Here is a 17,828-nt window from a genome sequence, read left to right as displayed (position 1 = left end):
GGCGTCCTGACTCACTTGGTTACTGCGCTAAGCATCGCTGCCGTGCAAGGCAGCGATGCATCATTCCATCTTTGCCTTCGGCGCCGCCGGTGCGGACGCGGCCAACCCTTCCTGCATCGCGCTGGCGGCCTTGCCGGCCTGGGCCTGCACCGTGACCTCCGCTGCGCTGGCGTTCTCCGCCTCGAACCTGGCCTGCGCCTTCTGGTTCAGCACCACGATGCTGATTCGCCGGTTCACCGGTGCCAGCAGGTCGCTCTTGTCCAGCGGCATGGTGGCCGCCAGCCCCAGCACGCGCAGCACCTTGCCTTCCTGCATGCCACCGGCAACCAGCTCGCGGCGCGAGGCGTTGGCACGATCGCTGGACAGTTCCCAGTTGCTGTAGGTGCGCTCGCCGTTGGAATAGTTGGCGGCATCCGTATGGCCGGAAAGGCTGACCTTGTTGGGCAGTTCGTTGAGCACAGGACCGATCTCGCGCAGGATGGCGCGCATATACGGCTCCACCTCTGCGCGGCCGGTACGGAACATCGGGCGGTTCTGCGTATCGAGGATCTGGATGCGCAGCCCTTCGCTGGTGATGTCGAGCAGCAGTTGCGGGCGGAACTGCTTGAGCATCGGGTTGTTCTCGATGATCTCCTCGAGCCGGTGCTTCAACGCGCGCAGGCGCTGCGCCTCCTGGAACTCGTTGCGGCGCTGCTCGGCGGACGGGTCGTTGTCGTGCGCACGCGCGACTTCGCCGTCCTTGCGCATCACGTCCAGGCCGCCGCCCGGAATCACGCTGGGCGACTGGCTGCTTTTCTCACCGCCGACAACCGCCACCTTCAACGGCATGCGGAAGTATTCGGCAATCCCTTCGAGGGTCTTCTTGTTGGCACTGGACAGCAGCCACAGCACAAGGAAGAGCGCCATCATCGCCGTCATGAAGTCGGCGTAGGCAATCTTCCAGCTGTGGTTGCCATGTGGCCTGGCGTGCGACTTCGCCCTGCGGACGATGATAGGACGCATATCGTTTGCGCTGCTCATGACGTTGGCTCGGCAGGATCAGCTCAGGCTCTTGACTTCGCGGACGTGGTCGTCCAGCTCCAGGAACGACGGCCGCACCGTGGAGTACAGCACCTTGCGGCCGAACTCAACGGCAACCAGCGGCGCGTAGCCATTGAGCGAAGCCAGCAGGACGACCTTGATGCACTCGTAGACCTTGACGTTCTCCGACACCTGCAGTTCGATGCGCGATGCCAGCGGCGAAACGAAGCCGTAGGCCAGCAAGATACCCAGGAACGTACCGACCATGGCGTGGGCGATCAGCGCGCCGAGTTCGGCCGGCGGCAGATCCGCCGAAGCCAGCGCGTGCACCACGCCCATCACCGCCGCCACGATGCCGAAGGCCGGCAGCGCGTCGCCGACGCGCGACAGCGCATGAGCGGGAATCTCGGCCTCGTGGCGGAAGGTTTCGATCTCGTGGTCCATCAGGGCCTCGATCTCGAACGCATTCATGTTGCCGTTGACCATCATGCGCAGGTAATCCGTCAGGAACTCCATCACGACGGGATCGGACAGGATGCGCGGGTACTGGCTGAACACGCTGCTCGCAGCCGGGTCGGCGATTTCCTTCTCGAGGAACAGGATGCCTTCGCGACGCGCCTTGGACAGCAGCACGTACAGCAGCGACATGACGTCCAGGTACAGTTCCTTCTTGTACTTGGAACTCTTGAACAGGCCAGGCAGCGCCTTGAGCGTTGCCTTGAGGGCCTTGGTGGTGTTGGTGGCGATGAATGCACCGATGGCCGCGCCACCGATGATCAGAAGCTCCGCCGGTTGATACAGCGCGCCCATGTGGCCGCCGGTCATGGCATAACCGCCAAGCACCGCCGCAACCACGACGATATAGCCAAGAACTACTAGCACGATCGGATCCCCGTCAAAAAAGCGCGTCAGTCACGCACGATTGCCCGTTGCACGGGCGGACTGGAGATCCGGTCCGCCGGTGCTGCGCAGCTTGCCAGCCAGGCGGACCTCAACCAGGATCAGGCTTCGGTCTGCAAGGCGGCGGCGTTCTTCGAGGGCTTCTTCACCTTCCCGGCACGCGATGGCGGACGGCACAGGCTGCACACGAAGTTCGCGTGCGGCTCATAGGCGTGCGTGACGAACTTTCCGCCGCAACACGTGCAACTGGAAAGCTGCAGCATATTGCTCTCGAAAAACCGTACTAACGTCCAGGCACGGGTGAAACTTAAGACTATTTCGCCGCCGAGCAGCGAAACATGCTCGAGATACAGCCGGTACGCGGCCACCACGGCGCGAATACCCACGGTCTCGCCTTCCTGCACCATGAACTGGTACGCCGAGAAGAACAACGACGAGTGGATATTCGGCAGCCAGGTCGTGAACCAGTCTGTCGAGAACGGGAGCATGCCCTTGGGCGGTGAAACGCCGCGCAGCTCCTTGTAGAGGCGGATCAGCCGGTCGCGCGAGAGCGTGGTCTCGGCCTCAAGCACTTGCAGGCGCGCACCCAGGCCGATCAGCTCGATGGCGAGCTGGGTCTGGTTGGCATCCTGAAGTACGCTCTTGCGGCTGGGGACGGGCGCGCAGGCAATGCTGCGCGCCGCAGGGGCCTGCAGGAGCGCGGTCAATTGAGCGACTCCACAGGCTGACGGGCAAGCAGGATCGCAGCGTGCATCTGCTGCATATCGTGGCTCTTGGCCGTGTGGGTGAGTGTGGACAGGAGCGCATGGTCGTCAAAGCGGAACCTGCACAGCACCATGTTCGATGCCGCGAGCTTCACAAGTTGCGCCGACGTCAGCTTGGCGAGAATGTCCGCGATTTCCTTGCTGACACCAAGCCTGAACATGGCTTCGACCTGGTTTTCCCGCACCAGGCGTTGCGCGAGCAGCAGATAGGCGAGGTTGACCTCCCTGATCTCCTGGAGAACTTCACTGCTTTCCAATTTTTCCCCGCTACCAAAAACCCGCCTTGCGCTTGTCCGGCGCTTACCGGCGTCCCTGTAGGGGGCTGCCGGCGACCAGATCGTTTACATGCGTATCAGACGGGTACTACGTACGACAAAAGGAACTTCAGCCCGATTGCACTCACTGCTCGGCACCAATTCGTTACAAATGTTACAGAGTGTAAGTGAAACTGTTACGTTTATATCGGCAATCCGCCCGCAATGCCAATCCCTACTTACGCGGGGGAAACCCCAATGTCGCACGAAAGATACATGGCTGACCGAATTTTGTAACAAATCGGCCTTGCAACATTTGATGTAACACAACACTGCAACGGTTAAGTCATTGCATTCGCTGACAGCGCGTCGTCTAGCGGGATTCCACTATTGACGAACTGGAATGCGGCGAACTGAATAATCTCCGCAGCCACGCGGCAAGCCGCGCAAAGACATCGTCGGGCGTCTCCTGGAACAGATGAGGTCGCGCGCGCGCAGCCTGTTCGAGTACGCGGTTGGCTTCATCGAGCTGGATCGACCCATACTGCAGGGCCAGCGTCAGCGTGGCCCGCAACTCTCCGACGCGCGAACGCCCCAGTGTCTCGTTTTCCTCAGTCTGCAACGCGTACATCAGGTCATAGGCGCGCTGCCTCAGGCTTTCCGCCAGCACCCATGCCGGCGTGCGCATGCGCTCCTCCAGCACTTTGACGTCTTCTGCCGAAGCGGCAACCTGGGAAGCAAGCGCATCGGTAAATGCTGCATCGGCACCGCATTCGGCCAGCACCTGCGCGGCCCATTCCCGCGCATGTTCGTACCGCTGTTGCGGTGTCCAGTCCGACTGGACGGCCAGGCCAAAGCCAAAACGCCGCGCATCACGCATCAGCGACGAGAGGGCATTGGGCAGCTGCTTGTCGAACACCTTGCGCGCCCAGCCATACTCGCCGCTGGCCAGCAAGCGCATGACCGCACGCTCGGTCAACGGACCATCGTGCTGGATCAGCCGCGCCCGCAGGAAGTCATTGAACTCAGGCGGCAGGAAGTCTTTGTCAAAACCGGTCGACAGGCTGACAAAGTCGTCGTAATCCCTGCGCAGCCTGGCCATGTCGTCTGGCGACAAGGCCAGGGTGATATTGGTTTTCATGGCTTTGAAGGCGAAGACGGGCGGCAATCCGTTGCAACGGATTGCCGCCCGCCGGGGCTCAGAATGCGCTCCAGTCTCCGTTATCCGCGGCGGCAAGCACGGCCGGGCGCGGTGCCGCGTGGACAGCTGCGGCCGGCTGGGTCATCGGCTCACTGGCGGCATCGTGTGCCGTCGCAGCGGCTGCCGCGCCCTCCTTGCCAGAGGCAATCTTGCGCGCTGGTTGCGGCCGGGCCTTGCCGGACGGCCGGACTGCCGTCCGGACCGCAGACGCCTGCTCCAGGCGGGCCGCAGCGGGCGTACCGTCCGCCGCCAGGCGGAATGTGGCAACCACCGTCTGCAAGCGGCCGGCCTGGTCCTGGAGCGAGCCCGCGGCTGCCGCGGCCTGCTCCACCAGTGCCGCGTTCTGCTGCGTCACCTCATCCATCTGCGCTACCGCCTGGTTCACCTGCTCGATGCCCGAGCTCTGCTCCGCCGACGCCGCGCTGATCTCGCCCATGATGTCCGTCACGCGCTTCACTGCCTGCACGATCTCGTCCATCGTCGTCCCGGCCTGGCCCACCAGCGCCGTGCCGTTGTCCACGCGCGCCACCGTGTCGCCGATCAGGCCCTTGATCTCCTTGGCCGCGTTCGCGCTGCGCTGCGCCAGGCTGCGCACCTCGCCCGCCACCACCGCAAAGCCGCGGCCCTGCTCGCCTGCCCGCGCGGCTTCCACCGCCGCGTTCAGCGCCAGGATGTTGGTCTGGAACGCAATGCCTTCGATCACGCCGATGATGTCGACGATCTTGCGCGACGCTTCGTTGATCTCTTCCATCGTGTGCACCACGCGCCCGACCACCTCGCCGCCGCGCACCGCCGTCTCCGATGCGTTCGCCGCCAGGCCGCTCGCCTGCCGCGCGTTGTCCGCGTTCTGGCGCACGGTGCTGGTCAGCTCCTCCATGCTCGACGCCGTTTCTTCCAGCGATGCCGCCTGCTGCTCCGTGCGCTGCGACAGGTCGTTGTTGCCCGCGGCGATCTCGCGCGAGGCCGTTGCGATGGATTCGGCCGACTCCTTGAAGTCCCGCACCATGCCCGAGAGCTGCTGCTGCATCTGCTTCATCGCATGGACCAGGCTGTCGCGGTCACCGGCACGCGTCTTCACCTCGGCCGAGAAGTCGCCGTCGGCAATGCGCTTGGCAATATCCACGGCATAGCCCGGTTCGCCGCCAAGCTGGCGCGACAGCGCGCGCGCAAGAAACAGCCCGAATACCACCGACACGGCCAGCCCGCCCAGCACCAGGGCCAGCATCCAGAGGCGAGTGCTCGCGTAGACGCTGTGCGCTTCCTCCATATTGCCGCGAGCGCGCTCATCCCGACGCTTGACCATCTGCGCCATGATGTCTTCCAGCGCGCGGCTGTCCTTGAGCAGTTCGGCGCTTTCGGAGAACACGGTGCTTTCGAACTGCGAGGTATCGAGCGGCTGCTTGCTGACCAGTTCCACGTACTTGCTCATGCGTTGGTGGAAAGCGGGCGACAGCGCTTCGTACTGTTGGAGCAGTGCCTTGCCTTTGGACAGCGTGACACTACTGGCCACTTGCTTGATTCGCTCGTCCATCAGACCAAGCGACTTGACGATCTGCTCCTTCTCCATAGAGCGCTCGCCCATGGTAGAGGCCGACAGCAGCGCGATCTGCGCACGGCTGGCGTAGACCAGGTTGATATTGGCATCCTGCACCGCCTTCAACGCCTGGAGGTCGTTGTTGTAGATCTTGTCGGTCCACTCGGCCATGCGGCCCATATTGATAACACCAAGCAGGCCCATGACGGCACCGATCACGGAAACCGCCAAGAATCCCCCTACCAACCTGGTCGTCACCCGTAGCTGATTGAACCAATGCATAGAACCCCCTTATATGAAATGATCCGGGTACGTCCCGTCCCGTCGGCGCGCGATCCGCCACGGCCAGGGCGTCCTGCCAATCTCACGCCTGCGCCAGGTTGGGCGCCTGCGCTTTGTCGGTGCGCCGCGGCCGTTGCGGACGCACCTCTGCCTGCATGCTGACGCGGAACGTAGCCACAGCGTCGCGCAGGCGCCCGGCCTGCTCTTCGAGCGCGCCGGCCGCGGCCGCGGCCTGTTCCACCAGTGCCGCGTTCTGCTGCGTCACCTCGTCCATCTGCGCTACCGCCTGGTTCACCTGCTCGATGCCCGAGCTCTGCTCCGCCGACGCCGCGCTGATCTCGCCCATGATGTCCGTCACGCGCTTCACTGCCTGCACGATCTCGTCCATCGTCGTCCCGGCCTGGCCCACCAGCGCCGTGCCGTTGTCCACGCGCGCCACCGTGTCGCCGATCAGGCCCTTGATCTCCTTGGCCGCGTTCGCGCTGCGCTGCGCCAGGCTGCGCACCTCGCCCGCCACCACCGCAAAGCCGCGGCCCTGCTCGCCTGCCCGCGCGGCTTCCACCGCCGCGTTCAGCGCCAGGATGTTGGTCTGGAACGCAATGCCTTCGATCACGCCGATGATGTCGACGATCTTGCGCGACGCTTCGTTGATCTCTTCCATCGTGTGCACCACGCGCCCGACCACCTCGCCGCCGCGCACCGCCGTCTCCGATGCGTTCGCCGCCAGGCCGCTCGCCTGCCGCGCGTTGTCCGCGTTCTGGCGCACGGTGCTGGTCAGCTCTTCCATGCTCGACGCCGTTTCTTCCAGCGATGCCGCCTGCTGCTCCGTGCGCTGCGACAGGTCGTTGTTGCCCGCGGCCACCTGACGGGTCGCTGTCGAAATACTGGCCATGCCTTCCTGGATCTCGTGCACGACCGACAGCAGGCTGCGCTGCATGGTCTGCATGGCCTGCGCGAGCGCGCCGACCTCGTCGCCCGCGCGGTGTTCGAAACTGGTCGTGAGGTCGCCCGCGCCCATGCGCAGCGCAAAATCGAGCATCTCGCTCACAGGACGATGCACGCGCGACAGCAGCATCGTGCCGGTGACAAAGGCAGTGGCCACGGCCAGTGCGAAGCCGCCCCACAGCCATGGGCGCACGGATGCGACGGCGGCGCCGCCAAAAGCCTCGGCAGCCAGCAGCGCGGCCAGGAACCAGACCAGGCCGCCGGCCTGCGACCACAGGATGCGCCGGCGCAGGTTCAGGCGCGTGAGGCGGCCGAAAAGGCCGGCCAGGCCGGTGCGCACCACGGCGCCCTCGCGAATGGCCAGGCCGTGCGCGCGCCCTTCGCGAAAGCTTGCATAGGCGGCGCTCGCGGCCTTGATCTGCTCGGGCGTCGCCATCGAGCGCACCGAGGTGTAGCCCATCAGCCGGCCATCGACATGGGTTGGCGTTACCGTCGCACTGACCCAGTAGTAATCGCCATTCTTGCGCCGGTTCTTGACCACGCCCACCCACGAGCGGCCGGCCTGGATGTTCTGCCAGAGGTCGGCAAACGCCTCCGGCGGCATGTCGGGATGTCGTACCAGGTTGTGCGGCGCGCCCATCAGTTCCTGCGCGCTGAAGCCGCTCGCCTCGACGAACGTGCGGTTGGCAAAGGTGATACGGCCCTTCAGGTCGGTACGCGAAATCAGGTAATCGTCGGGAGAAAGCTTGTATTCGTTTTGCGTGACGGGTTGGTTGTTTCGCATGAATGACAATAACGGCTTGCTTCGGGCACTACTGCCGCGACTGCGGCATAACTCAAAGCGGTTTGGGGGCGACTGCACCGGGTGGGTGCCGGTAACGCTGGCCGGGCCTGGCGGGCCAGGCGCCCGCGGCCGGTGCAAGCAAGACTTCGGGGCTTGCTCAGGACAGCGTTTCGAGCGCGGCGAGCTCTTCCGTGTTGAGGAGCTTCTCGATGTTCACCAGGATCAGCATGCGCTGGTCGACCGAGCCCAGCCCGCGGATATAGTCGGTCGCAAGCTCGCTCGTGAAATGCGGCGTGGGCCTGATCTGGTCGGGGGAGAGCGTCAGCACGTCGGACACGCCGTCGACTACGATGCCGGTCGTGCGATCGCTGAGGTCGACGATGATCACGACGGTGTACTGGTCGTAGCTGACCTTGTCCTGGCGGAACTTGATGCGCAGGTCGATGATCGGCACGATCTTGCCGCGCAGGTTGATCACGCCCTTGATGTAGTCGGGCGCATTGGCAATCTGCGTGACGGACTCGTAGCCACGGATCTCCTGGACCTTCAGGATGTCTACGCCGTATTCCTCGCGGCCGAGCGTGAATGTCAGGAATTCTTCGCCGGCGCCTTCCACCTTGTCGATATGCTTCATCCTTGCTTGCCCCCCGCTTGGCTGCTGGTTACTCGTGCCCGCCGACAGCATGCAGGCGGCAGCGGCACGGGGACTTTCACTTTGTCCCCCGTTATTTACGGCAGCCCGGCGAGAGCCTGAAGGGCTACGCGAGACAATCCGCCCCCTTCGTTAGTAGGGGATTGCCATTCAGCTGCCCAGCGCAGCCACCGCGGCCATCAGCTGCTCGGGATCGAACGGCTTGGGCAGGAAGCCGGAAGCCCCGGCGTCGCGTGCCTGCACGCGGATGCGCTCGTCGGCTTCGGTAGTCAGCATCAGGATGGGAATACCCGCATAGCGCTCGGTGGCGCGCAGGTTGCGGATCAGCGTTAATCCGTCCATGCCCGGCATGATCTGGTCGGTCAGCAGCATGTCGAAGCTGGCCTCCATGGCCAGCGCCTGCGCCTGGTCGCCATCGGCAGCCTCGGTCACCTCATAGCCGCCGGCGCGCAGGCATGCAGCAATCATGCGGCGCAGGGACGGCGAATCGTCGACGACGAGGATGCTGGGGACTGACCTGGGAGGCATGGCGACTCCGAAAGCGCATGGCGGCTGGATCCGACAGGGGCATGGCGCAACCGGCGGCGGACAGGCCGGCGCGGACTGCTATCGATCGCCATCCCGGCGATGGCAGCCTGCCGATGTGGTTATCGGCAGGCTGGCGTGCGGGCTTGAGAAGAAAGGGGGCCTTCGTCGGATTGCGTGGAATGGGTGGGGATGGGGTTGTCGTGCTTGGCGGGCGCCGCTGTTTCGCCGGCGACGCCGGCAAGACAGCGGCGCATGCCAAGAGCGACAACCCCATCATCCCCCATTCCACGCATTCCGGCGAAGAACCAAAAAAGAAGGCAGCCGGTGCAGCGCCGCGCCTCACCGTACCGCGAGCACTTCCTTGGCTGCGGCCTTCTGTTCGAGCGCCTCGCCGAATCCCGCCGCGTCCAGCGGCAGCGACAGCAGGAAGCCCTGCACCTCGTCGCAGCCCATCTCGTTGAGGATGTCGAGCTGCGACAATGACTCCACGCCTTCGGCCACCACTTTCATGCGCAGTTCGTGGGCCAATGCCACCATGGAACCGACGATGGCGCGGCCCTGCGTGTCGGCATCGAGGCCACCGATCAGCGTCCGGTCGATCTTCAGCGTGCCCACGCGCAGCCGCTTCAGGTAGCCAAGGCTGGAATAGCCGCTGCCGAAGTCATCCAGCGCCACCTGGATGCCGAGCGATTGCAGCTCGGCCAGCGTTTCGAGGGACTTGCCGATGTCCTTCATGGCCGCGGTCTCGGTAATTTCGAGCGTGATCGCCGAGGGAGGGATGTCGTGCTGGTGAATCTGCTCGAGCAGGTATTGCGGAAAGTTGCGGCTGGCAAAGCGCAGGCCCGATACATTGATGGCCACCGGCACCAGCGGCAGCCCGGCGTCCTGCCACTGCCGCACATACCGGCATACGCTCGCGATGACCCAGTCGTCCAGCTTGTCGATCTGGCTCGACTGCTCGGCCACGGCAATGAACTCGGCCGGGCTGACCTGGCCCAGCGCCGGGTGGCGCCAGCGGCAAAGCGCCTCGGCGCCGACCAGGATGCGCCGCCGGGCATCGAACTTGGGCTGGAACTGCAGCGACAGCACGTCGTCCTGGATCGCTGTCCAGAGGTCGCGCCGGATCACGCGGGTGCGGCGCGCTCTTTCGCCGGCCGCGCTGTTGAACAGGCGCACCTGGTTGGAGCCGCTTTCGCGGGCCTCGCTCAGGCTCACGCGGGCCGCCTGCATCAGCGACTCGGATGTGTTGGCATCGCGCGGATAGATGGCGATACCGATATTCACGCCGATCTGCATCTGCAGGCCGCGTGCCGCCACGAACTCGGCCAGCGAGCCAAGCACGCGCGAGCCCAGCTCCTGGGCGCGGCCGTGGTGGACCAGCTCCGGCACGCCGACCGCGAACTCGTCCCGCGCCAGCCTGGCCAGGAAATCATGGGGCTCCAGCGCGGCCTGCGCCAGTGCGCCGGCGTCCTGCGCCAGGATGTCGTCGGCACGCACTTCGAAGACTTCGTCGACTTCGCGGAAGTCCGCAACATGGATCAGCAGCACGGCACAGCTGCCTTCGGCCAGCCGCGCCTGCGCGATGGCCTGGTCCAGCCAGCGGCCGAAGGCGATCCGATCCGGCATGGCGGTCGCCACGCTGTACTCGGCCACGGTGCCCTGGCCGCGCGCGCCGGGGCGCACCACCAGGCGCCCGGGTATGCGGCCGCTGCGCCGGATTTGCCGAGACTCGACCACGCGCAGCGCGCCCGCCGCGTCATCCGACAGATCGTCGGCGACGCCGGGCTCATTGCGCCTGGGCCCCGCGACCCACCCGCGCGACTGCGCCCGGTGGACCAGGAACATCACCGCGCACAGCGCGGTCAGCCCACCGGCCAGCCAGGCCGGATGCGGCAGCCCCGCGGCATCGATGCAGGCACGTGCGGTCATGGAGGCCGTGCCGCAAACCCTGCCAAGCCGGGTACCGGCCACGGCCACCAGCCCCGCGCCCGCCAGCGCCGAGGCAATCGCCGCGCCGCGCCAGAGCCGGGCGCCCTGCTTGAGCCAGTCGAACAGCAGTTTGCCCGCCGAGGTAGCCGCCGCCGCGACGGCGAAAGCTCCCGCCATCTGCGCCGTCTCATTGGCCGCCGGCACGCCACCGGCGCCGATCACCACCACGAACGGCAGCCCCACGGTGAGTTGCGACGACAACGCGGCAAACCACGACAGCGTACGCAACGGGCGGCTGCCGCCAGCCCCCGCCCGGGCCTGGCGACCGCCGAGAACGGCGGCCACGCCGAGCAGGGCGGCCAGCAGCAAAAGGGCGGTACTCAAGGCGATCATGCGATTGCGCTGTAATTAGAAGAATGCGCGAACGGTCGGGCGATGCGGGGCAAACCCCGCATCATGGCACTTTGCGGACGCGATGTGAACAAGGCAATACCGCATCCGTACTAGAAAGCGCTCCAGTCATCGTCCGATCCGCCCTGTGCGGCAACAGCAGGGGCCACCCGGACCGGCCGTGCCGCGACCGCCGCCGCACGTGGCTTGGGTCGGACTGCCTGCAACGCGTTCGCGGCGGGCTGCGAGACTGTACCGGCTGCGGCGCCCAGATTGAAGACCGAAACCACGCTTTTCAGCTTGCGCGCCTGCTCTTCCAGCGACCCGGCCGCCGCCGCGGCTTCTTCAACCAGCGCGGCGTTCTGCTGCGTCACCTGGTCCATCTGGGTGACCGCCTGGTTTACCTGCTCGATGCCGCTGGTCTGCTCCTGCGAGGCTGCACCAATTTCGTTCATGATGTCAGTAACCCGGCGCACGGCCTGCACGATCTCGCCCATGGTCTGGCCAGCTTCGGCCACCAGACGCGTACCGCTTTCCACGCGCTGCCCGGATTCGCTGATCAGTGCCTCGATCTCCTTGGCTGCCGTCGCCGAACGTTGCGCCAGGCTGCGCACCTCGCCGGCCACCACCGCGAAGCCGCGGCCCTGCTCGCCCGCGCGGGCCGCTTCGACGGCGGCGTTGAGCGCGAGGATGTTGGTCTGGAACGCAATCCCTTCAATCACGCTGATGATCTCGACCACCTTGCGCGATGCGCCGTTGATCTCGTTCATGGTGTCGACCACGCGGCCCACCACGTCCCCGCCCTTGAGGGCAATTTGCGAAGCCTCGCCGGCCAGCACGCCAGCCTGACGGGCGTTGTCGGCGTTCTGCCGCACGACCGTGGTCAGCTCTTCCATGCTGGCCGCGGTCTGTTCGAGCGACGAGGCCTGTTCCTCGGTACGCTGCGACAGGTCCAGGTTGCCGGTAGAGATCTGCTCGGTTGCCGAGGCCATTGAGTCCGCTCCCACGCGCACTTCGGCAACGATCTTGTGCAGGCTCTCCTGCATGGCAGCCAGCGCCTGCATCATGCGGCCGACCTCGTTCCGGGACACCGTGGTAATGCGCGAGGTCAGGTCGCCGCGCGCGATCCGCTCCATCACCTTCAGCGCCTCCTCCACCGGGCGGACGATGGCGCGGTTCAGCGTTGCCGTGCACAGACCCGCAAGCGCAAGTCCGGCAATGATCAGCACGATCGAAAGCACGCGGATTCGCTCGAAGCGCGCCTGCGCCCCGTCGAAATTGGCCTGACCGGCCATCATCAGGAATTTTTGCAGGGGCTCATGCGCCGCGGACATGGCGCGCTGCAGGTCGGGCAGGACCTTGATGGCCAGGCGCGCTGCCTCTTCCTTGTTTCCCGCCAGGGCCGCCTGCTGCAGTGGTTCGATGCCCTGCGCCATGAACGCGGCGCGCTTGCGTGCCAGCTCGCTGGCGAGCGCCTTTTCCTGCTCGTCTTGCGGCAGGCTCATATACCGGTTCCAGGCGGAATCCGCTGCCTCGACAAACACCTTTGAGCGGTCGACGCTGACCTTCGGGTCATCCTGCTCGCCCAGCATCACGCTGCGGTCAAGCGCCAGGCGCATGCGCGTCGAGGCCAGCATGGCATCGCTCAGTGCCATCGTGGAAGCGAGCTGGTTCGAGTATGTCTCCTTCAGTGCGTCATTGCTTTGTGAAATCCCATGCAGCCCTACCCCGCCCATCAGGATGAGCAACAGAGACAGCGCGGCCATGGCGCCCCTGAGCAGGGTCTTGATCTGAATATTGTTTTCAAATGACATGATGAGTGCGACGGTAGCCAGTCTGCAGGACCCACCCCCCTGGTCCCGGTACGGCGGACTGACGCCCCGACGATCCGCCCTGCCCGGATAACGGCTGGCACACCTGGTTCTTAAGCGGACTCCAATACCCGACGCCACGCCCTCAAATGTCGAACATACGCCACGTGACCCTGCTCTTCGTGTTATCGGACACCGCGGGAAATGGCATTTTCGGCAGTTCTTCCAGAACCGCCTTGGATTATGTGTTTTTGCGCTTCAGCAAAAGTCCATCGGCGCGCACCACAATGTGCCGTGAGAAACGAGAGACCGATTTGACCGCTTCGGCATACTGCCGGCGCCAACCCAATCAGCATGGGCACGCCCAAACTGCGGAGTGACAAGGCGCGACGGGAAAAGTTCATGGCAAAATCGCTGGAGAATCTTCCTATTTTTGCCTGGCCAGGGTGCATAAAGGATTTGCAGTCGTAGGTTAGCCCGATATAATGCTTTTCGACATTCCGCACCCCCCCGATACCCGAGGATCAAATGGCGACTTATCAGGAAATCGTTCAGAAAATCAACGAACTGCAAAAGCAGGCCGAGGAAATCAAGGCGCGTGAGCAGGCTGCAGTGATTGCCGATATTCGTGAAAAAATCGACCAATATGGGTTGACGGCAGAAGATCTCGGTTTTGGCGTGAAGACCCTGGTCGGCAAGAAAGCCACCAACCGGAAGGTGCCCGTGCGTTATCGTGACAGCGCCGGCAACACCTGGACCGGTCGCGGCAAGCGCCCGGGCTGGCTGACCCAGGCCCTGGCGGCCGGCAAATCGGTGGACGATTTCCTGATCCGCTGACATTCCCTCGCTATAGCCGCAACAAAAACGCCACGGAAATCTCCGTGGCGTTTTTACTTGCAGCGACTGCCGCTCACCGCGGCAACGCAGAAACGGGTACGCCCAAGGGTCTCAGGCGTCAAACCCGTTGGGGTTGGTCGACTGCCAGCGCCAGGAGTCCTCGCACATGCGATCGAGATCATGGCGCGCGCGCCAGCCCAGCAACCGGTGAGCCAAAGTCGGGTCGGCATAGCACGATGCGATGTCCCCGGGCCGGCGCGCTACGATCTCATGGGGCACGGGGCGCCCGCTGGCGCGTTCGTATGCGGCCACCACCTCGAGCACGCTGTAGCCGCGGCCCGTGCCCAGGTTGACCGTCATGCTTTGTCCGCGCTCACGCAGGCAAACCAGAGCCGCCAGGTGTCCGTCCGCGAGGTCGCAGACATGGATGTAATCGCGAACCCCGGTGCCATCCGTCGTCGGATAGTCGCCGCCGAATACCATCAGCTTTTCGCGCCGGCCGCCGGCCACTTGGGCGACATAGGGCATGAGATTATTCGGGATACCGCGCGGGTCTTCGCCGATCAGGCCACTTTCATGCGCGCCGACCGGATTGAAATACCGCAAGTAGGCAATGCGCCACTCCGGATCCGATTTTTCCAGGTCGCGCAGGATTTGCTCGCCCATCAGCTTGGTCTGTCCATACGGATTGGTTGCCGAAAGCGGGAAATCCTCGAGAATCGGTACGGCATGGGGATTGCCATACACCGTGGCCGACGAACTGAACACCAGTTGCTTGACTCCGGCATCGCGCATGGCGGCACACAGCGTAACCAGGCCGTCCAGGTTGTTGCTGTAATACTCGAGCGGCTGGCTCACGGATTCGCCAACCGCCTTGAGCGCCGCGAAATGGATGGCTCCGGAGATATGGTGTTCGGCAAACAGGCGATCCAGCAGCGCACGGTCGCGGACATCGCCTTCGACAAAATGCGGCGCCTGACCGGTAATCGTTGCGATCCGCTCCACCACCACACGGCTGCTATTGCATAGATTATCGAGGCCGATCACCTTGTAGCCGGCATTGAGCAACGCCACCCAGGTATGTGAAGCGATATAGCCAGTGGCGCCGGTGAGAAGCAAAGTCTGGGTCATGGGAATCCGGTAAGCATAAACAAAGGACGGGCGAAGATCGGCCACGGCGGGCAGTCGGTAGCGAGGAGCGCAGGCCGCGGCGCAATTGCCGGAAGACTCGCCATTATCACTCACACGGGCGCGCTGGCAGCCGCGTCAGCGGGCACCAGGCTCAGCCGCCCGGGGCACTACCAGGCGACAACAGCCCCGCCCGGGCCGCCCACGCCTCATGTGCGGCACGCAGCCGCCAGCCGGACTCGAAATCGCGCATGCCGAGCCACTGTGCAACCGTCGGCGGCGATGCGCCCGCCTCGAAGTGCATAGCGCCGCAGGTATTGCGCAGCGTCTGCGGCGATGCCCGTTCACTGCGCGCCGACAGCACCCCGGCTTGATCGAGCAGCAACTCCACGCGTCGGTATACGGATGCGGCATGCATCGGGCGCCCGCTGGGCATGGCCGGGAACACCAGTTCGCCGAGCGTGCCGGACGCCTCCCGCAGGGAGAGCCAGGCCATCAACGGCCCATGGGCGAATGCAAACAGCGGCGCGTCATAGGTGCGGCCAGACTCGGGCTTGGCCATGTGCAGCACCACGCGGCCTGTGTGGCTCCTGTCGATGGACCGGATGCGCAGCGCACGGACTTCGCCCACTTTCAGCCCTGCACCCAGCAGTACCGCCACCAGCGCAACGTCGCGAGCGCGCTTCCATTCCGTAGGCGAAGCCTCGGCCCCAACGGGCACAGCCTCGCCGGCAGGCCCCTGCACGCGCGCGATAAGCAAATCGCGCTCGCCGGGCAGCAGGAAGGCGGTCGGATCATTTTCGCCTTCGGCCAGGTGCGCGCGCACCGCCTGGCTGGCCGGATTGTGCAGGCCTTCCTGCAGATGGGCGAGGTGGTTATAGATTCTCTCGATCAGTCTGGTATATCGATAGCGATGAGTTTTGTGAAGATCCTGCTCGTCCAGAAATTCGCCGATCTGGCCGGCCGACCAGGATAGTGGCGCCAGGCCGCGTTCGGCGGACCAGCGCAGCAGCTTTCCCCACATGGCCCGATAGACCACGCTGGTGCCGTGGCGGAAGCCATTGCGCGCCAGCCAGCCATCGAATGCGCGCTCGGGATGGCTGCGCCAGCTGGCCAGGTCGGCATCGAACAAGGCGGCTTGCGGTCCGTCCGCGCTGGGCTCGCTGCGCTGAGTGGTCACTGACTCTCCGGCAATAGGTAACGGCAATGCGCTTATTGTAGTCAAGGCGTCACTGGCCGGGCGGGCGGAACCATCGCGAGGCAGCCCATGCTTGCGAGAGCGACTTCCTCGTGCTACCTTTTGCCCGTTAGTGCAACTGGTTGCATAGTAATGGCCGTCCGATGGACAACGAACGAGGAGACCAACAATCATGAACACCCCTGCGCTGATTCCGAATGCCCTCCCGACCCTCGCTGCCTGGCACGAGATGCTCGCCACGCATGCCTTCGAACGGCTCGGAGACATCATGGCCGACGACGTGGTGTTCCGTTCGCCGGTGGCCCACACGCCGTACCCGGGCCGCGACGCCATCGTGCTGGTACTGACCACCGTCAACCAGGTCTTCCAGGACTTCCGCTACTACCGCAGCTTCGTCAGCGAAGACGGACATAGCGTAGTACTCGAATTCAGCGCGAACGTGGACGGCAAGCAGCTCAAGGGCATCGACATGATCCGCTTCGACGCGGCGGGCAAGATCGCCGAGTTCGAGGTCATGATCCGTCCGCTGAGCGGCCTGCAGGCACTCGGCGCCGCCATGGGCGCACGCCTGGCCAGCCAGAAGCAAGTACTTACCGGGGCGGCCTGAAGCCGCCTCCCCGTCACTGCTCTATCCCCGCCCGTTTCCACCGAGGAGATTTCCGCATGTCCCTTCCCGCCCAATTGAAGAACCGGCTTTCGCTGCCGGTCGTGTGCTCGCCGCTGTTCATCATCTCCAACCCGGATCTCGTCATTGCCCAGTGCAAGGCTGGCGTGGTCGGCTCCTTCCCCGCGCTCAATGCACGGCCTGCGCCGAAGCTGGAAGAATGGCTGGACCGCATCACGACCGAGCTGGCCGAACACGACGCCAAGCACCCGGACCGCCCGGCCGCGCCGTTTGCCGTCAACCAGATCGTGCACAAGTCCAATGACCGGCTCGAGCATGACCTGGAGCTGTGCGTGCGCTACAAGGTGCCCATCGTGATCACCTCGCTGGGCGCGCGCGCCGAAGTCAACGAGGCGGTGCATTCGTACGGTGGCATCGTGCTGCACGACGTCATCAACAACGCCTTCGCACGCAAGGCCATCGAAAAGGGTGCAGACGGACTGGTGGCCGTGGCCGCGGGCGCGGGCGGCCACGCCGGCACGCTGTCACCGTTTGCGCTGCTGCATGAAATCCGCGAATGGTTCGACGGCCCGCTCCTGCTGTCGGGCGCCATTGCCAGCGGCGACGCCATCCTGGCCGCACAGGCGGCGGGCGCGGACCTGGCCTATATCGGCTCGGCCTTCATCGCCACGCAGGAAGCCAACGCCCAGGACGGCTACAAGCAGATGATCGTGGACAGCACCGCGAACGACATCGTCTACTCGAACCTGTTCACCGGCGTGCATGGCAACTACCTGCGCGGCAGCATCGAGCGCGCGGGCCTGGACCCGGCGGCCCTGCCGCAATCGGACCCGTCGAAGATGAATTTCGGCTCGGCCAGCGCCAAGGCGTGGAAGGACATCTGGGGCGCAGGCCAGGGCGTGGGCGCCATCAAGCGCGTCGTGCCGGCCGCCGAACTGGTGCGCCGCTTCGCCGAGGAGTATGCGCTGGCGCGCCGCCGCCTCGGCCTGCCGGATGCTGCCGGCGCGGCGCAGGCGCAAATCGCGGACGTCGCCTGACGTAAAAGC

The 17,828-nt window shown here is 64.9% G+C and carries 16 protein-coding genes; 3 read left to right on the top strand and 13 right to left on the bottom strand.

What is annotated here, in order from left to right:
- Nucleotides 1-60 precede the first annotated feature (60 nt).
- The 11 genes from motB to CupriaWKF_RS21780 form a co-directional block, all read right to left on the bottom strand.
- Nucleotides 61-1,020, bottom strand: a complete 960-nt coding sequence (gene motB, locus CupriaWKF_RS21830; protein WP_276102832.1) for a flagellar motor protein MotB — start codon at nt 1,018-1,020, stop codon at nt 61-63.
- An 18-nt stretch (nt 1,021-1,038) separates the two neighbouring features.
- Nucleotides 1,039-1,902 carry a flagellar motor stator protein MotA gene (gene motA, locus CupriaWKF_RS21825; protein ID WP_276102831.1) on the bottom strand — a complete coding sequence of 288 codons (864 nt, stop codon included), beginning with the start codon at nt 1,900-1,902 and terminating at the stop codon, nt 1,039-1,041.
- Nucleotides 1,903-2,021: 119 nt separating this feature from the next.
- Nucleotides 2,022-2,627 carry a flagellar transcriptional regulator FlhC gene (gene flhC / locus CupriaWKF_RS21820; protein ID WP_276102830.1) on the bottom strand — a complete coding sequence of 202 codons (606 nt, stop codon included), beginning with the start codon at nt 2,625-2,627 and terminating at the stop codon, nt 2,022-2,024.
- Nucleotides 2,624-2,941 carry a flagellar transcriptional regulator FlhD gene (flhD, locus tag CupriaWKF_RS21815; RefSeq protein WP_211950543.1) on the bottom strand — a complete coding sequence of 106 codons (318 nt, stop codon included), beginning with the start codon at nt 2,939-2,941 and terminating at the stop codon, nt 2,624-2,626. Before flhD ends, flhC begins: the two co-directional genes overlap by 4 nt.
- Nucleotides 2,942-3,311: 370 nt before the next feature.
- Nucleotides 3,312-4,079: a DUF4088 family protein gene (locus CupriaWKF_RS21810; protein WP_276102829.1), complete on the bottom strand. Its 768-nt coding sequence runs from the start codon at nt 4,077-4,079 to the stop codon at nt 3,312-3,314.
- Nucleotides 4,080-4,137: 58 nt separating this feature from the next.
- The gene (locus CupriaWKF_RS21805) at nt 4,138-5,955 is read right to left on the bottom strand and encodes a methyl-accepting chemotaxis protein (protein WP_276102828.1); all 1,818 of its coding nucleotides are present in this window, start codon (nt 5,953-5,955) and stop codon (nt 4,138-4,140) included.
- An 82-nt stretch (nt 5,956-6,037) separates the two neighbouring features.
- Complete coding sequence (locus CupriaWKF_RS21800) at nt 6,038-7,684, bottom strand: PAS domain-containing methyl-accepting chemotaxis protein (protein ID WP_276102827.1); 1,647 nt, start codon at nt 7,682-7,684, stop codon at nt 6,038-6,040.
- A gap of 157 nt (nt 7,685-7,841) precedes the next feature.
- Entirely contained in the window at nt 7,842-8,318 is a 477-nt protein-coding gene (locus CupriaWKF_RS21795; RefSeq protein WP_276102826.1) for a chemotaxis protein CheW, read from the bottom strand.
- 168 nt (nt 8,319-8,486) lie between these two features.
- Nucleotides 8,487-8,864, bottom strand: a complete 378-nt coding sequence (locus CupriaWKF_RS21790) for a response regulator (RefSeq protein WP_276102825.1) — start codon at nt 8,862-8,864, stop codon at nt 8,487-8,489.
- A gap of 339 nt (nt 8,865-9,203) precedes the next feature.
- On the bottom strand, nt 9,204-11,186 hold the full coding sequence (locus CupriaWKF_RS21785) for a bifunctional diguanylate cyclase/phosphodiesterase (RefSeq protein ID WP_276102824.1): 1,983 nt from the start codon (nt 11,184-11,186) through the stop codon (nt 9,204-9,206).
- A 110-nt stretch (nt 11,187-11,296) separates the two neighbouring features.
- On the bottom strand, nt 11,297-12,997 hold the full coding sequence (locus CupriaWKF_RS21780) for a methyl-accepting chemotaxis protein (RefSeq protein WP_276102823.1): 1,701 nt from the start codon (nt 12,995-12,997) through the stop codon (nt 11,297-11,299).
- Between the two features lie 525 nt (nt 12,998-13,522).
- Here CupriaWKF_RS21780 and CupriaWKF_RS21775 point away from each other — a divergent pair.
- On the top strand, nt 13,523-13,831 hold the full coding sequence (locus tag CupriaWKF_RS21775) for an H-NS histone family protein (RefSeq protein WP_276102822.1): 309 nt from the start codon (nt 13,523-13,525) through the stop codon (nt 13,829-13,831).
- Nucleotides 13,832-13,942: 111 nt separating this feature from the next.
- Here the strand turns inward: CupriaWKF_RS21775 and galE are convergent, their stop codons facing one another.
- Nucleotides 13,943-14,962, bottom strand: coding sequence for a UDP-glucose 4-epimerase GalE (gene galE, locus CupriaWKF_RS21770; RefSeq protein ID WP_276102821.1), 1,020 nt, complete (start codon nt 14,960-14,962; stop codon nt 13,943-13,945).
- Nucleotides 14,963-15,113: 151 nt separating this feature from the next.
- Complete coding sequence (locus CupriaWKF_RS21765) at nt 15,114-16,139, bottom strand: site-specific integrase (RefSeq protein WP_276102820.1); 1,026 nt, start codon at nt 16,137-16,139, stop codon at nt 15,114-15,116.
- Nucleotides 16,140-16,329: 190 nt separating this feature from the next.
- Between CupriaWKF_RS21765 and CupriaWKF_RS21760 the strand changes: the two genes are divergently transcribed.
- Together CupriaWKF_RS21760 and CupriaWKF_RS21755 are read left to right on the top strand one after the other, a co-directional pair.
- Nucleotides 16,330-16,764: a nuclear transport factor 2 family protein gene (locus CupriaWKF_RS21760; RefSeq protein WP_276102819.1), complete on the top strand. Its 435-nt coding sequence runs from the start codon at nt 16,330-16,332 to the stop codon at nt 16,762-16,764.
- 56 nt (nt 16,765-16,820) lie between these two features.
- The gene (locus tag CupriaWKF_RS21755; protein WP_276102818.1) at nt 16,821-17,819 is read left to right on the top strand and encodes a nitronate monooxygenase family protein; all 999 of its coding nucleotides are present in this window, start codon (nt 16,821-16,823) and stop codon (nt 17,817-17,819) included.
- Nucleotides 17,820-17,828: the final 9 nt, after the last annotated feature.

This window comes from Cupriavidus sp. WKF15 (genome assembly GCF_029278605.1).
Classification (GTDB): Bacteria; Pseudomonadota; Gammaproteobacteria; order Burkholderiales; family Burkholderiaceae; genus Cupriavidus.
The sequence above is the reverse complement of the archived record's forward strand: the minus strand, read 5'-3'. Positions and strand labels throughout refer to the sequence as shown.

Coding starts and splice junctions, on each gene's coding strand:
- motB (WP_276102832.1), bottom strand. CDS start 1,020: ATGAGCAGCGCAAACGATATGCGTCCTATCATCGTCCGCAGGGCGAAG.
- CupriaWKF_RS21810 (WP_276102829.1), bottom strand. CDS start 4,079: ATGAAAACCAATATCACCCTGGCCTTGTCGCCAGACGACATGGCCAGG.
- CupriaWKF_RS21805 (WP_276102828.1), bottom strand. CDS start 5,955: ATGCATTGGTTCAATCAGCTACGGGTGACGACCAGGTTGGTAGGGGGA.
- CupriaWKF_RS21800 (WP_276102827.1), bottom strand. CDS start 7,684: ATGCGAAACAACCAACCCGTCACGCAAAACGAATACAAGCTTTCTCCC.
- CupriaWKF_RS21795 (WP_276102826.1), bottom strand. CDS start 8,318: ATGAAGCATATCGACAAGGTGGAAGGCGCCGGCGAAGAATTCCTGACA.
- CupriaWKF_RS21790 (WP_276102825.1), bottom strand. CDS start 8,864: ATGCCTCCCAGGTCAGTCCCCAGCATCCTCGTCGTCGACGATTCGCCG.
- CupriaWKF_RS21785 (WP_276102824.1), bottom strand. CDS start 11,186: ATGATCGCCTTGAGTACCGCCCTTTTGCTGCTGGCCGCCCTGCTCGGC.
- CupriaWKF_RS21780 (WP_276102823.1), bottom strand. CDS start 12,997: ATGTCATTTGAAAACAATATTCAGATCAAGACCCTGCTCAGGGGCGCC.
- CupriaWKF_RS21775 (WP_276102822.1), top strand. CDS start 13,523: ATGGCGACTTATCAGGAAATCGTTCAGAAAATCAACGAACTGCAAAAG.
- galE (WP_276102821.1), bottom strand. CDS start 14,962: ATGACCCAGACTTTGCTTCTCACCGGCGCCACTGGCTATATCGCTTCA.
- CupriaWKF_RS21760 (WP_276102819.1), top strand. CDS start 16,330: ATGAACACCCCTGCGCTGATTCCGAATGCCCTCCCGACCCTCGCTGCC.
- CupriaWKF_RS21755 (WP_276102818.1), top strand. CDS start 16,821: ATGTCCCTTCCCGCCCAATTGAAGAACCGGCTTTCGCTGCCGGTCGTG.